The following is a 13,205-nucleotide window of genomic DNA, read 5'->3' on the forward strand; positions in this document are numbered from 1 at the left end:
ACTCATTGGTAATTCTTTGGATGTCCCAAGATGCCGGCCGCTCGCGAGACCCTGCGCAGTTGGTTTCATCGCCCCTGGTTTTTGGCGACGCTGGCGGCTGTCCTGAGTGCGGGATTGCTGCTGTTGGGCAGCCTGGGCGTGGCGATGCATCAGGTGCAGTTGCGCGAAAGCCAGCAGATGAACGCCCAGGGTGAGCGCTTCCTTGAGCGTCTGGAGCAGTTGTTCGGCCAGTTGCGCCAGGGCCTGGACGAGTTGCAGGCCCAGCCCCTGCGCGGTTGTAGCGAGCAAATGGTGGCAACCCTGCAAAAGGTCGGTTTCAGTTATCGCTTCATCTATGAGGCCGCCTACATCGAGGCGGACCGCATCTGCTCCAGCGGCCCGCCACGTAATGGCCTGCCCGCCACCCGCCCCGCCGACTTTCGCGGCCCGACCTACAGCTACTGGCTCAACACCTCCGCCGAACCCAATGAAAACCTGGCCGCGCTGATGCTGGGCCGGGGTAATTTCCGCGTGGCGACCTCGCGCGGGCATTTGACCGATGTGGTGGATTTGCCCGAGGGCAGCAGCCTGATGGTGGTGCTCGATCGCGGCATGCGCGCGATACCGGTGTTGGGGGCGGCCCAATCCTGGCCACCCTTCGAGCCCTGGCCGCCGCAAGCCAGCGAGCCGTTGCTGGTGACGCCGAACCAGTTGATCTACCGCATGCCCACCGACAATCAGGAATACCAACTGGTGCTGATCGCCCCGCGTGCGCGCCTGACGTTGCAGGTGGCCGAGTCCTGGCGCTGGTTGCTGCCGGTAAGCCTGACTTTGGCGCTGTTCATCGGCGTACTGGTGTTGCAGTTGGCGCGCCAGCGCCAATCAATGGGCGGCGAGTTACAGGGCGCGCTGCGCCGGGGGGAGTTGCAGGTGTTGTATCAGCCGATCTTCGACCTGCGCAGCCGCCACTGTGTGGGCGCCGAGGCGTTGCTGCGCTGGCGGCACCCGGACGGCACCCTGACCAGCCCGGACCTGTTCATCCCCATGGCCGAGGACAGTGGGCAAATCCGCCAGATCACCGATTTCGTCCTTCAGCGCCTTTTGGAGCAACTGGGCCATGTGTTGCGGGCCAATCCGCACTTCTATATTTCGGTCAACCTGGCGGCGTGCGATGTGATGGTGCCGCGGGTGGGCGAGGTGATGGCCAAGTTGCTGGACCAGCATCGGGTGCAGGCCCGGCAGATCGCCTTCGAGGTGACCGAGCGGGGGCTGATTGATGTGGTGGTCGCGCGCAGCAACCTGCAAGCGCTGCGGGATTTGGGCCATCAGGTGCTGATCGATGACTTCGGCACCGGCTATTGCAGCCTGGCGTACTTGCAAACCCTGCCGGTCGACTGCCTGAAAATCGACAAGGCATTCATCGACGCCCTGGGCCATGACGCGGCCAGCAGTGGCGTGGCGCCCCATATCATCCGCATGGCCCACGCGTTGCAGCTCAAGGTGATCGCCGAAGGCATCGAGCACGAGTCCCAGGCCCAGTTGCTGCACAGCGAGGGGGTGAAGTTTGGCCAGGGCTGGCTGTTTTCCCATGCCCTGAGTGCGATGCAGTTGGTGGAGTTGATGACCCGGGGCCGGCGCGTGGGCGCCCGGCGTGTGGCGGATGAGATCTGAACCCTACAGCGGCAACGCCATGTAGAACTGCGTGCCCTGCCCCGGCCGCGAGTAAACGCCCATGCGCCCGCCGTGCAGTTGCACGATTTCCTTGCACAGGGCCAGGCCCAGCCCGGCGCCGCCCTTCTTGCGCCCGACCTGCACGAACGGCTCGAAAATCCGCCCCTGCTGGCCGTAGGCGATGCCTTCGCCATTGTCCTCGACGCTGACAATGACCCGCTCGCCATGGCGCCGTGCCTGGAGGCGGATCTGGCCGTTGCTGGCGGTGTGGCGCAGGGCGTTGTCGATCAGGTTGTCGAGCACCCGCTCCAGTTGCGCCTGGTCGGCTTGCAGGCGCGGCAAGGGTGCCTGCACTTCGATCAACAGCTCCACGCCTTTTTCCTGGGCCGGTGCGGTGAAGCGGGTCTTGGCCTGCTCCAGCAGCACTTCGAGGTCGCACGGTGCCAGGGTGAGTTTTTGCAGGCCATTTTGATAGCGCGAGAAATTCAGCAAGTCGTTTATCAACTGCATCAGGCGCTGCATTTCTTCATTGACGGTATTGAGCAGGTCGGCTTCGCGCGAGTCATCGGCGAAATGCACGCGCTCTTGCAACAGGCCGAAGGCCATGTGCATGCCCGTGACCGGTGTGCGCAGTTCATGGGAGGCGCGCAGGACGAATTCGCTGCGTACCCGCTCGAACGCCCGCTGCTCGGTGACGTCGTGCAGCACCATCACCGCACCGAGGATGTGGCCCTGGGTATGGCTGACCGGCGTGAGGCTGTAGGTCAGTAGGCGCGACTCGCCGTCGACCTCCACGCTCAAGTCTTCCGGGGCCCGCTCCAGGCTGCCGCCGCGCAGCACCAGTTGCAGCTCTTCGTCCAAGTCGGGGCGCTCCAGTGCCGCGCCCAGGCCTTGGCCCAGGCGTTCCTCGTCCCAGCCCAGTTGCCGTTGTGCTACGGGGTTGAGGTGCTCCAGGCGTCCTTGGCGGTCGATCATCAGCAAGCCGTCGTCGATGCTGTCGAGCACCGCTTGCAGGCGTTGTTGGCCGGCGAGCAGTTCGTCGACGTTGGTCGCCTGATGCTGGCGCAAGGCCTCGGCCATGATGCCGAAACGCCGGGTCAGCAGGTTCATTTCCGCAGCCGAGGAAATCGGCAGGGTCACCTCGAAGTTGCCTTGGCCGATCTTGTCCGCCGCTTTGGCCAGGGCCTCGATGGGTGCGCCGAAGCGCTGGGCGATGCCATGGGCGGTGATAAAGCCGATTATCAGCACCGCCAGGCCCACCAAGCCCAGCAGGGTGGCGATCAGCAAGGCCCGCGCGCGGGATTGGTTCTGGGTGTCGCTGATGTTCTTCAGGGCCTGCTTGTGCTCGACGATCAAGCCGTTGCGCAGCACGTTGAATTTGTCGCTGACTTCCTGGCTGGCGGTGAGTTTGTTCGGTGCGCCGTGGGACTGGTCGAAGGCCTGGAGGAAGCTGAGGTAGTCGCGCCGGGCCTGCTCGAACCCGAGGCTGGGCTTTTCGCCGGTCTGTTCGTGGGCGATGCCCTCATCCAGCAGCTCGAAGTAATGTTTCTTGGAGGCTTCGAGCGCCGGCAGGTCGGGAGTATCGCGCAGCATCATGACCAGTTGATCGCCCAGGGTCTGGCGCAGCTTGAGGCCCAGGTCGAGGGTGACGAAGTTGTGCCGGATCAGGGCTTCCTGGTTGTTGGCCATCTGCATCACGCTGACCAGCCCCAGCAGCAGGCCCAGCAAGGCGACGGTAATCAGCGCAGAGATGCTCAGGAACAAGCGGGTGCGCAATTTCATCGCGAGTTTCATCGGGCGCGGCTCACAGGTTGTATTGCTTGCGTTTGCGGTAAAGCGTCGAGGCGTCGATGCCCAGGGTTTTGGCCGCTTGGTCGAGGGTCTCGGCAGTCGCCAGCACGGCACCGATGTGGGCTTTTTCCAGTTCGTCCAGGCTTAGGGCGGCGCCGATGCGCGGGACGTTGGAGGTGCTGGCCGGGGCCATGCCCAGGTGGCTGATTTCCACCCATTCCTGGGGGCAGATGATGCTCGCCCGTTCCACCACGTTGCGCAGCTCGCGGATGTTGCCCGGCCAGCGATAGTTGAGCAGCGCTTCGCGGGCCTCGTCGCTGAAGCCCCGGGCGGGGCGCGCGTAATCCTTGACGAAGCGCGCCAGGAAGCGGTCGGCCAGGGTCAGGATGTCTTCGCGGCGCTCGCGCAGGGGCGGCAGGTGCAGGGTGATGACGTTCAGGCGATAGAGCAGGTCTTCGCGAAAGCGCCCGTCGCGCACCATGTCTTCGAGGTTGAGGTTGGTGGCGGCGAGGATGCGCACGTCGGCGCGGCGGGTCACCGGGTCGCCCACGCGTTCGTATTCCTTGTCCTGGATAAAACGCAGCAGCTTGGGTTGCAGGGTCAGCGGGAAGTCGCCGATTTCGTCGAGAAACAGTGTGCCGCCGTCGGCCTGGTTGACCCGCCCCAGGGTGCTTTCGCTGGCGCCGGTAAAGGCCCCTCGGCTGTGGCCAAACAGTTCGCTTTCCATCAGTTCGGCGGTCAGGGATGGGCAGTTGATGGTCACGCAGGATTTTTTCGCCCGTTTGCTCCAGCCGTGGATCGCCTGGGACAGCTCACCCTTACCGGTGCCCGACTCGCCGAGGATCAGGATGTTGGCGTCGGTGCCGGCCACCTGGCGGGCGGTTTCGAGCACCACTTTCATCGCCGGGCTGTGGGAGTCGAGGCCGTCGCGGGGTTTGCGCACTTCGCCTTCAAGGGCCTCCAGGCGCGCCGAGAGCTGGCGCACTTCCAGTTGCTTGGCCGTGGCCAGGCGCAACTGGTCGGGGCTGCACGGCTTGACCAGGTAATCGGCCGCGCCGGCCTGGATCGCATCGACCGCGGTATCGACCGCCGAGTGCGCGGTGACGATGACCACGCGCATCCATGGCGCCTGGATACGCATTTGCGCCAGCACATCCAAGCCGTTGTCTTCGCCCAGGCGCAGGTCCAGGAAGCACAGGTCGAACACCTGGCGTTGCAGCAGCGTATCGGCCTGGGCCGCGCTGTTGGCGGTGGCGACGCTGTAGCCCTCGTCTTCGAGGCAGTAGCGGAAGGTGCGCAGGATGGCGGACTCGTCGTCCACCAGCAGAATACGGCCCTGATTCTCCGTGGCTGATTCCATTGTCCCGTGCTCCTTATTAATGAATGAATGGCGTTAGTCCCGCGCAAATCGGGCAAGTTGCATGGTCGATTCTGCGCGTTTACGCGGGGCGCAGGTTAGTTCTCTGCCGAACTAATAGCTAACTTTATGAATTTAATGAGTTTTTTGAAATTGTCAGGCCATTGGCCAGCGTTCGCTCACAGTTTCTGACAGTGCGCCGGCGTCTGCGATCCAAAAACTTTACATTTTTCTTCGCTTGTATCGTGCATTGCGCACGATGCCGGAAGGCCCATCGTGCAAGATGCGTCTGCCAGTGATTTCTATTTGTTTGTAACTTATTGATTTTATTGAATTAAATTCCTGATAAAAACTGGCATGCAGGCTGCAATAGTCTGTTTGTCAGCAGCGCAGTTACCGGCGCCGCTCCTTGAGTCAACAACCTGTGTGAGAGGAGTTTCAGGATGAATCGCCAACGTCTCGCCCAAGTGCATATTTCGCCACTGCATGTACAGCAAGGGCTGTTTGCCCTCCTGGCATTGCTGGTGACGCTGGTGGCCGGTCAATTGCTGCAACGCATGGACCAGAGCCCCCAAGTGTCGGCGCCGCTGCTGCCGGTGCAGCACACCACCCAGACCCATTTCAGTGCCGTCAGCAGCCGTTTGGCTGACAGCGCGCCCCCGCAGATGCTCGAAGTTGAACAGATCCAGTCGCTAGACGGGGTTGCCGGGCAGGAACGCTGGGTGTTCTAGGCATAAGGCTTGGTGCGGATCGACCGCGCCAGGAAACGCAAAAAACGCCGCCGTGCGTTAAGGAGAATCACCATGTTGAGCTGGGCTATCACATTCCTGATTATCGCCATCGTCGCTGCTGTCCTGGGTTTCGGTGGTATCGCGGGCACCGCCACGGGTATCGCCAAGATTCTCTTCGTCGTGTTCCTGGTGATGTTCATCGCTTCCTTCTTCTTTGGCCGTCGCGGTCGAGGCTGAACATGCGTACCTCTATAAACACGCTGGCCGCCGCCCTGTTGCTGGGCGGCAGTGCCGTGGCCATGGCGGCCAATGACGGCCAGTCGCGGGCCAACGAACTGTTGAGCGCCGACCCGCAATACCGCCAGACCTGGCAAGGCGTCGTGCAAAAAGAAGAGCGGTTGCCGGAATGGGTGATGAACCTCTCCGGTTACGCCGAACAAATGAATGCTGTGACCGAGGACGGTGACCCGTATCTGGTCGGCCCGCTGTGCGAAAACCAGCAGAGCTGCCTGAACAATCGCCTGATCGTGGCGTTCAGCCTGGATAAGAAAAACGCCTATGCCATGTGGGTGCAGGTGCCGACCGGGTTGCCGTCCGACAAGTCGCCGACCCGCCATGCTGACAAGCGCTTCCTCGGTGAGCCGGATGCAGGAATGCAGGCGTTGCTTAACGAGCAACTGAAGAAAGACCCGAATTGGTATTAAAAGCTTGAGGGTTAATAGCCACTTATGTGGGAGCGAGCCTGCTCGCGATAGCCATCTGCCAGGCGCTGTGCGATTTGGCTGATGCACCGCTATCGCGGGCGAGCGGCTCACTCCCACATAAAACTTGCTTACAAATGACGGGCGGCCAGTGGCTGCCCGATGATTTGTTGAAAGCCTCGTCCTAGAGCGGTTCTCGCCGCTGCCATCGAAAAATCCCCACGCTGCGTCGGACTTAACCGTTTCGCGGTGTTTCTTTGCGACCGTATATCGAGAAACTTGTCTTCGATCAGGGTTTTGTTTTTGCCTCTGGATGTAGGCTGTCGCCCGGTTTTTATGAAGGCACTCCCAAACCCGAAACCCCCCGCATTCACCGCAGATGGCCGGTTCACGGTACTTTCGACTGCCGAAATGTCGTATCCGAACCTGCTGGGACTATGGTTTTGTTTGGGAAATCTCATGCCGATTCGGCATAGGGTAGGCGTTTACGGCATTAGACGGCGCTCCCTTGCATCGGAATAGTTGCGCCTTTTTTCGCCTGCCAGAGAGCCGTAAATACGCGCTCCGGGGCACCTTATACGGGGGCAGATGCCGAGACTTTTACGCTATCGAGCGTTCCAGTTCGTGCATCCGCCCGAGTCAAACTGAAGTAAGGGTAACGATATGAAGAAGGCAAAGCTTAGCCTCGCCTGGCAGATCCTCATCGGTCTGGTCCTGGGGATTGCAATTGGTGCGTTGCTCAACCATTTCAGTGCCGAGAAAGCCTGGTGGATCACCAACGTCTTGCAACCTGCGGGCGATATCTTTATCCGCCTGATTAAGATGATCGTGATTCCCATCGTGATCTCGTCGCTGATCGTCGGCATTGCCGGGGTCGGGGACGCCAAGAAGCTGGGGCGCATCGGCCTCAAGACCATCATCTACTTCGAGATCGTCACCACCATCGCCATTTTGGTGGGCCTGGTGTTGGCCAACGTGTTCCACCCAGGCACCGGCATCGACATGAGCACCCTGGGTACGGTGGATATCTCCAAGTACCAGGCCACCGCGGCCGAGGTGCAGCATGAACACGCGTTCATCCAAACCATCCTCAACCTGATCCCATCGAACATCTTTGCCGCTATGGCCCGTGGCGAAATGCTGCCGATCATCTTCTTCTCGGTACTGTTCGGCCTCGGTCTGTCGAGCCTGCAAGCCGACCTGCGCGACCCGCTGGTGAAGATGTTCCAGGGCGTCTCGGAAAGCATGTTCAAAGTCACCCACATGATTATGAATTACGCCCCGATCGGCGTTTTTGCCCTGATCGCGGTGACGGTCGCCAACTTCGGTTTCGCCTCGCTGCTGCCATTGGCCAAGCTGGTGGTTCTGGTCTACGCGGCCATTCTGTTCTTCGCCTTCGTGGTGCTGGGCCTGATCGCACGCCTGTTCGGCTTCTCGGTCGTCAAGCTGATGCGCATCTTCAAGGATGAGCTGGTGCTGGCCTACTCCACCGCCAGTTCCGAAACCGTGCTGCCGCGTGTGATCGAGAAGATGGAAGCCTACGGCGCGCCGAAAGCCATTTGCAGCTTCGTGGTGCCGACCGGTTATTCCTTCAACCTCGACGGTTCGACCCTGTACCAGAGCATCGCGGCGATCTTCATTGCCCAGCTCTACGGCATCGACCTGTCCATCAGCCAGCAACTGTTGCTGGTGCTGACCCTGATGGTCACCTCCAAAGGCATCGCCGGCGTGCCGGGTGTGTCCTTCGTGGTACTGCTGGCGACCCTGGGCAGCGTGGGCATCCCGCTCGAAGGCCTGGCGTTCATCGCGGGTGTCGACCGCATCATGGACATGGCCCGTACCGCATTGAACGTAATCGGCAATGCCTTGGCCGTGCTGGTCATCGCACGTTGGGAAGGCATGTACGACGACGCCAAGGGCGAGCGCTACTGGAACTCCCTGCCGCACTGGCGCAGCAAAGAGCCGCTGCCGGCGGGCGAACCCTCCAGCCACTGAGCCGCCCGCTTGCTACAACAGTTGAACCTCAAACCCCGGTGATTCCGGGGTTTGTCGTTTCTGCCCGCCCCGCTATCATTCGCGGCATCTTTCGGGGGACTTAACTGATGCTCAACGGCCTATGGCTTGGCTTTTTCATCGTTGCAGCCGTTTCGGCCATGGCGCAGTGGCTGATCGGCGGCAACGCCGGGATCTTCGCGGCGATGGTGGAAAGCATTTTCGCCATGGCCAAGCTCTCGGTGGAGGTGATGGTGCTGCTGTTCGGCACCCTGACCCTGTGGCTGGGCTTTCTGCGCATCGCGGAGAAGGCCGGCATCGTCGATTGGCTGGCCAAGGCCCTGGGGCCGTTGTTCCTGCGCCTGATGCCGGACGTGCCGCCCGGCCACCCGGCCATCGGCCTGATTACCCTGAACTTCGCCGCCAATGGCCTGGGCCTGGACAACGCGGCCACGCCCATCGGCCTCAAGGCCATGCGCGCCCTGCAAGAACTCAACCCCAGCCCCACCACCGCGAGCAACGCGCAGATCCTGTTCCTGGTGCTCAACGCCTCGTCCCTGACCCTGCTGCCGGTGACGATCTTCATGTACCGCGCCCAGCAAGGCGCGCCGGACCCGACCCTGGTGTTCCTGCCGATCCTTCTGGCCACCAGCGCCTCCACCCTGGTGGGCCTGCTCTCGGTGGCGGTGATGCAGCGCCTGCGCCTGTGGGACCCGGTGGTGCTGGCCTACCTGATTCCCGGCGCCTTGCTGCTGGGCGGCTTCATGGCGCTGCTGGCGACTATGTCGGCCACGGCCCTGGCGGCGTTGAGCTCGATCCTCGGCAACCTGACGTTGTTCGGCCTCATCATGCTGTTCTTGCTGGTGGGCGCGCTGCGCAAGGTCAAGGTCTACGAGGCGTTCGTCGAGGGTGCGAAGGAAGGCTTCGACGTGGCCAAGAGCCTGCTGCCGTACCTGGTGGCGATGCTCTGCGCGGTGGGCGTGCTGCGGGCGTCCGGGGCGCTGGATTTTGGCTTGGACGGCATTCGCCACCTAGTGGAATGGGCCGGTTGGGACACCCGCTTCGTCGATGCCCTGCCGACTGCGCTGGTCAAGCCGTTCTCCGGCAGTGCGGCGCGGGCGATGTTGATTGAAACCATGCAAACCCAAGGCGTGGACAGCTTCCCGGCATTGGTGGCAGCGGTGATTCAGGGCAGCACCGAGACGACGTTCTATGTGCTGGCGGTGTACTTCGGCGCCGTCGGCATCCAACGCGCCCGCCACGCCGTGGGCTGCGCCCTACTGGCGGAGTTCGCCGGTGTGGTGGCGGCGATTGGGGTTTGTTATTGGTTTTTTGGTTGAGTCAGGCGCAGAACCACCCTCCCGCTCCCACAGTGGATCGCTGGTGTAGTTGAGATGAGCGTTAGGCACCGCTTCCTCAGGGAGGTGGCTGCACAGGCGTTAGTTATTCCCAGGCTTGGGCTGCTTCTGCCCCTGCGCCACCGCCCACGCCACCACTTGCGCGGTCAGTTTGTCGCTGGCCTGGCCGAACCCGGCCACCACCGCGGGCACTTGCACGTCGCTCAACGGCTGGCGCACTTCAAAGCGGCGGCTGGCGAGGATGCGTTGGTCTTTGCCGCCCACCAGCAGCGCATCGAGGCGGATCACCACGCTCGCGGCCGTGCCCTGGTACTCGGTCTGGAACGCCTGCAACACCCCACCCAACTCGAAATCGGCTTGCAGGTTGCTGTCGTCGATGCTCAGCAGCGGCACGCGGCCGTCGCGAGTGAAGGCGTCCAGTAGGCGGTTGCGCAGCAGCACCGGCGCCGGGTCGCTCCAGCGCGAGGCCTTGTAGCTGCTCAGCACGTCCCCTTGGGGGATGACCGCGATTTTCGTGCTGTTGAGCGCGTCGCTGGCCTGGGGCTTGGCCAGGCGCAGCGACCAGGGCTGCGCCTGAGCCTGGGCCGCCGCGCCAGCCTGGGCCGAGGGCAAGCGGTAGACGTCGGCGGGCGGCGCCTTGGGCAGGATCGAGCAAGCGCCGGTCAAGGCGAAACTGGCGAGCAGGGCCCAATGGCCGGCGATGCGGTAGGCGAGTCTCATGGGGTGAATTCCTTGTTCGTGTCGCTGCCCAGCAGGTAACCGCTGGGGTTGGCTTCCAGGCGACGGGAGATGGCGCGCAGTGAACTCAAGGTGTCGCGCAGTTCGCGCACCGCTGGCGCCAGGCCATTGAGGCCCTGCATGCCGTTGTTCAGGGAGTCCTGGTTGTCGGTCAGCAGCTTGTTGATGGTCGCGGTGCTTTGCTCCAGCGAAGCCATGGCGTGCTCGGCGCTGCCGAACATCTGCTTGCCCTGGTCATTGAGCAGGCCGTTGGCGTTGCGCATCAGCGCGGTGGTCTGCTCCAGCGCGGCGGTGGCTTGCTTGCCGATGGCGGCCAGTTGCTGCATGGCCTGGCGGATATCGTCCTTTTGCTCGGCGATGGTCCCGGTAGTCTGCTCCAGATGCGCCAGGGTGCTGCTGACGCGATCGACGTTCTCGGCCGAGAACATGCGGTTGGCGTTGTGCAGCAGCAGGTTGACGCTGCTCATCAAGTCATTGCTGTTGTTGAGCAGGCGCGCGATGGGCGACGGCGAGGCGACGATCACGGGCAACTTGCCGCCCTTGCCGCGCAGCGTCGGGCTTTGCGGGGTGCCGCCGCTGAGCTGGATGATCGAGGTGCCGGTGATGCCGGTCAGGGCCAGTTTGGCCTGGGTGTCTTCCTTGATCGGCGTCTCGCCGCTCAGGCGGATGCGGGCCAGCACCCGGCGCGGGTCCTTGGGGTCCAGGCGCAGGGTGACCACATCGCCGACCTTGATCCCGCTGTACTGCACCGCGCTGCCCTTGGACAGGCCGCTGACCGCCTCGTTGAAGACGATTTCGTAGTCCTTGAATTCGCTGTCCACGCTGGATTTGGTCAGCCACAGGCCGAACAGCAAGGCGCCGACCACCACCAGAACGGTGAACAGGCCAATCAAGACGTGATGGGCTCGGGTTTCCATGTCAGACCTCGTTGAGCAATGTAGCGGCTTGGTACGCCGCGCGGCCGCGAGGGCCATGGAAGTATTCGTGAATCCAGGCGTCGTCGGTGTCGGCGACCTTGTCGATGGCATCGGCCACCAGCACTTTTTTCTGCGCCAGCACCGCCACGCGGTCGGTGATGGTGTAGAGCGTGTCCAGGTCGTGGGTAATCAGCAGCACGCTCAGGCCCAGGGCATCGCGCAGGGTCAGAATCAGTTGGTCGAACGCGGCCGCGCCGATGGGGTCCAGGCCGGCGGTGGGTTCGTCGAGAAACAGGATGTCCGGGTCCAGGGCCAGCGCCCGGGCCAGGGCGGCGCGCTTAATCATGCCGCCGGACAGCGACGCGGGGTATTTGTCGGCGGCCGACAGCGGCAACCCAGCCAGGGCCAGTTTCACCGCCGCCAGGTGCTCGGCGTCGGCGCGGCTCAGGCCGGCGTGCTCGATCAGCGGCAGGGCGACGTTCTCGGTGACCGTCAGCGAGGAAAACAGCGCGCCCTTCTGGAACAGCACACCGAAGCGCCGTTCGAGCAACGAACGCTCGTGCTCCCCCAGGCTGGGCAGGTTTTGCCCGAACACCCGCACCGCGCCGTCGCTGGGCTGGCGCAGGCCGATGATGCTGCGCAGCAACACCGACTTGCCGCTGCCCGAGCCGCCGACCACGGCGAGGATCTCGCCCTGGTACAGGTCCAGGTCGAGGTTTTCATGCACGCTCTGCGGGCCGAAGCGGTTGCACAGGCCGCGCACTTCAATCACCGCCTCGGCGGGCTCAGGGGTACTCACCAGCCCATCTCCATAAAGAACAACGCCGCCACGGCGTCGAGCACGATCACCACGAAAATCGACTGCACCACGCTGGAGGTGGTGTGGGCGCCCACCGACTCGGCGCTGCCGCTGACCTTGAAGCCTTCCAGGCAGCCGACGGCGGCGATGAGGAAGGCGAAGATGGGCGCTTTGACCATGCCCACCAGAAAGTGCTGCACGCCAATGTCCGCTTGCAGCAGCGAGAGGAACATGGCCGGCGAGATATCCAGCGACAGCGCGCAAACCACGGCGCCGCCGATGATCCCCGAGAGCATCGCCAAAAACGTCAGCATCGGCAGGGCCACCAGCAGGGCCAGCACCCGCGGCAGCACCAACAGCTCCATCGGGTCCAGGCCCAGGGTGCGGATCGCGTCGATCTCTTCGTTGGCCTTCATCGAGCCGATTTGCGCGGTAAAGGCACTGGCGGTGCGCCCGGCCATGAGGATGGCGGTGAGCAGCACGCCGAATTCGCGCAGAAAGGAGAACGCCACCAAATCGACGGTAAAGATGCTGGCACCGAAGCTCTTGAGCACCGTGGCGCCGAGGAAAGCCACCACCGCACCCACCAAAAAGGTCAGCAAGGCGACGATGGGCGCTGCGTCCAGGCCGGTCTGCTCGATGTGCGCCACCACCGGGGTCAGGCGCCAGCGTTTGGGGCGCAAGGCGCCGCGCACCAGGGTTTCGAGGATCAGGCCGATAAAGCCGAGCAGTTGCAGGGTGTCTTGCCAGACCGCATCCACCGCCCGGCCAATGCGGCTGAGCAACTGGATGCCGACGTTGGCCTGCGGTGCCTTGACCGGCACGCAGAAGTCGGTGAGCGCGCCATACACGGTCTTGAGCAGCGCCCGGTCGGCGGCGGGCAAGGTGCAGTCGGGGTGTTCGGTGGACTGGCCGAGGCGCTCGCTACCGAGCAATTCCACCAGGAGCGAGGCCCCGGCGGTGTCGAGGGCGCCGAGGCCGTTGAGATCGACCCGGGTGCTGGCGTCGTACTGGCCGTGCAGCGCGTCGCTCAACTGTTTGAGCGCCGTGTAGTGGGCCAGCGTCCAGTCTCCCGCCACGCGCAGTTGCGCCGGGGTGACCGTGGTATCCAGTTGGGCGCTGCCGGGCGTCGTGGGGGTCATAAGCTCCGTGCTTGTATTTGGCTATTACG

12 protein-coding genes are annotated in these 13,205 nt (G+C 63.3%); 6 read left to right on the forward strand and 6 right to left on the reverse strand.

The genetic code is table 11. From position 1 onward, the window contains the following. Positions 1-30 precede the first annotated feature (30 nt). Positions 31-1,650: an EAL domain-containing protein gene (locus CKW13_RS19295; protein ID WP_095110298.1), complete on the forward strand. Its 1,620-nt coding sequence runs from the start codon at positions 31-33 to the stop codon at positions 1,648-1,650. A gap of 3 nt (positions 1,651-1,653) precedes the next feature. On the opposite strand, the gene CKW13_RS19300 is transcribed toward CKW13_RS19295, so the two are convergent. Both CKW13_RS19300 and algB read right to left on the reverse strand, forming a co-directional pair. Then, complete coding sequence (locus CKW13_RS19300) at positions 1,654-3,444, reverse strand: KinB sensor domain-containing domain (RefSeq protein ID WP_095110300.1); 1,791 nt, start codon at positions 3,442-3,444, stop codon at positions 1,654-1,656. Between the two features lie 10 nt (positions 3,445-3,454). Continuing rightward, positions 3,455-4,801, reverse strand: coding sequence for a sigma-54-dependent response regulator transcription factor AlgB (gene algB / locus CKW13_RS19305; RefSeq protein WP_095110301.1), 1,347 nt, complete (start codon positions 4,799-4,801; stop codon positions 3,455-3,457). A gap of 440 nt (positions 4,802-5,241) precedes the next feature. Between algB and CKW13_RS19310 the strand changes: the two genes are divergently transcribed. From CKW13_RS19310 to CKW13_RS19330, 5 genes are all read left to right on the forward strand, one after another. Beyond that, positions 5,242-5,529, forward strand: a complete 288-nt coding sequence (locus tag CKW13_RS19310) for a hypothetical protein (RefSeq protein ID WP_095110303.1) — start codon at positions 5,242-5,244, stop codon at positions 5,527-5,529. Positions 5,530-5,601: 72 nt separating this feature from the next. Then, positions 5,602-5,766 (forward strand): DUF1328 domain-containing protein, encoded by a 165-nt coding sequence (locus tag CKW13_RS19315; RefSeq protein WP_003170804.1) that lies wholly within the window; start codon positions 5,602-5,604, stop codon positions 5,764-5,766. Positions 5,767-5,768: 2 nt separating this feature from the next. After that, positions 5,769-6,233 carry an inhibitor of vertebrate lysozyme family protein gene (locus CKW13_RS19320; RefSeq protein ID WP_095110304.1) on the forward strand — a complete coding sequence of 155 codons (465 nt, stop codon included), beginning with the start codon at positions 5,769-5,771 and terminating at the stop codon, positions 6,231-6,233. A gap of 660 nt (positions 6,234-6,893) precedes the next feature. Then, the gene (gene gltP, locus CKW13_RS19325; RefSeq protein ID WP_095110306.1) at positions 6,894-8,225 is read left to right on the forward strand and encodes a glutamate/aspartate:proton symporter GltP; all 1,332 of its coding nucleotides are present in this window, start codon (positions 6,894-6,896) and stop codon (positions 8,223-8,225) included. A 107-nt stretch (positions 8,226-8,332) separates the two neighbouring features. Beyond that, positions 8,333-9,562, forward strand: coding sequence for a nucleoside recognition domain-containing protein (locus tag CKW13_RS19330; protein WP_095110308.1), 1,230 nt, complete (start codon positions 8,333-8,335; stop codon positions 9,560-9,562). Positions 9,563-9,661: 99 nt separating this feature from the next. Here CKW13_RS19330 and CKW13_RS19335 read toward each other — a convergent pair whose 3' ends face one another. The 4 genes from CKW13_RS19335 to CKW13_RS19350 are packed head-to-tail and all read right to left on the reverse strand — an operon-like array spanning position 9,662 to position 13,176. After that, positions 9,662-10,300, reverse strand: a complete 639-nt coding sequence (locus CKW13_RS19335) for an ABC-type transport auxiliary lipoprotein family protein (RefSeq protein ID WP_095110309.1) — start codon at positions 10,298-10,300, stop codon at positions 9,662-9,664. Further along, positions 10,297-11,235: an MlaD family protein gene (locus CKW13_RS19340; protein ID WP_095110311.1), complete on the reverse strand. Its 939-nt coding sequence runs from the start codon at positions 11,233-11,235 to the stop codon at positions 10,297-10,299. Before CKW13_RS19340 ends, CKW13_RS19335 begins: the two co-directional genes overlap by 4 nt. A 1-nt stretch (position 11,236) precedes the next feature. Further along, on the reverse strand, positions 11,237-12,037 hold the full coding sequence (locus tag CKW13_RS19345; protein ID WP_095110375.1) for an ABC transporter ATP-binding protein: 801 nt from the start codon (positions 12,035-12,037) through the stop codon (positions 11,237-11,239). Beyond that, a complete protein-coding gene (locus tag CKW13_RS19350; protein ID WP_095110313.1) occupies positions 12,031-13,176 on the reverse strand; it encodes an ABC transporter permease in 1,146 nt (381 codons plus the stop codon). The genes CKW13_RS19345 and CKW13_RS19350 overlap by 7 nt, the downstream gene beginning before the upstream one ends. Positions 13,177-13,205: the final 29 nt, after the last annotated feature.

It is taken from the genome of Pseudomonas sp. Irchel 3E20 (assembly GCF_900187645.1).
GTDB lineage: Bacteria > Pseudomonadota > Gammaproteobacteria > Pseudomonadales > Pseudomonadaceae > Aquipseudomonas.

What these genes read in the sequence shown, in the direction of transcription:
- CKW13_RS19295 (WP_095110298.1), top strand. Translation starts at nt 31, where the DNA reads ATGCCGGCCGCTCGCGAGACCCTGCGCAGTTGGTTTCATCGCCCCTGG.
- CKW13_RS19300 (WP_095110300.1), bottom strand. Translation starts at nt 3,444, where the DNA reads ATGAAACTCGCGATGAAATTGCGCACCCGCTTGTTCCTGAGCATCTCT.
- algB (WP_095110301.1), bottom strand. Translation starts at nt 4,801, where the DNA reads ATGGAATCAGCCACGGAGAATCAGGGCCGTATTCTGCTGGTGGACGAC.
- CKW13_RS19310 (WP_095110303.1), top strand. Translation starts at nt 5,242, where the DNA reads ATGAATCGCCAACGTCTCGCCCAAGTGCATATTTCGCCACTGCATGTA.
- CKW13_RS19315 (WP_003170804.1), top strand. Translation starts at nt 5,602, where the DNA reads ATGTTGAGCTGGGCTATCACATTCCTGATTATCGCCATCGTCGCTGCT.
- CKW13_RS19320 (WP_095110304.1), top strand. Translation starts at nt 5,769, where the DNA reads ATGCGTACCTCTATAAACACGCTGGCCGCCGCCCTGTTGCTGGGCGGC.
- gltP (WP_095110306.1), top strand. Translation starts at nt 6,894, where the DNA reads ATGAAGAAGGCAAAGCTTAGCCTCGCCTGGCAGATCCTCATCGGTCTG.
- CKW13_RS19330 (WP_095110308.1), top strand. Translation starts at nt 8,333, where the DNA reads ATGCTCAACGGCCTATGGCTTGGCTTTTTCATCGTTGCAGCCGTTTCG.
- CKW13_RS19335 (WP_095110309.1), bottom strand. Translation starts at nt 10,300, where the DNA reads ATGAGACTCGCCTACCGCATCGCCGGCCATTGGGCCCTGCTCGCCAGT.
- CKW13_RS19340 (WP_095110311.1), bottom strand. Translation starts at nt 11,235, where the DNA reads ATGGAAACCCGAGCCCATCACGTCTTGATTGGCCTGTTCACCGTTCTG.
- CKW13_RS19350 (WP_095110313.1), bottom strand. Translation starts at nt 13,176, where the DNA reads ATGACCCCCACGACGCCCGGCAGCGCCCAACTGGATACCACGGTCACC.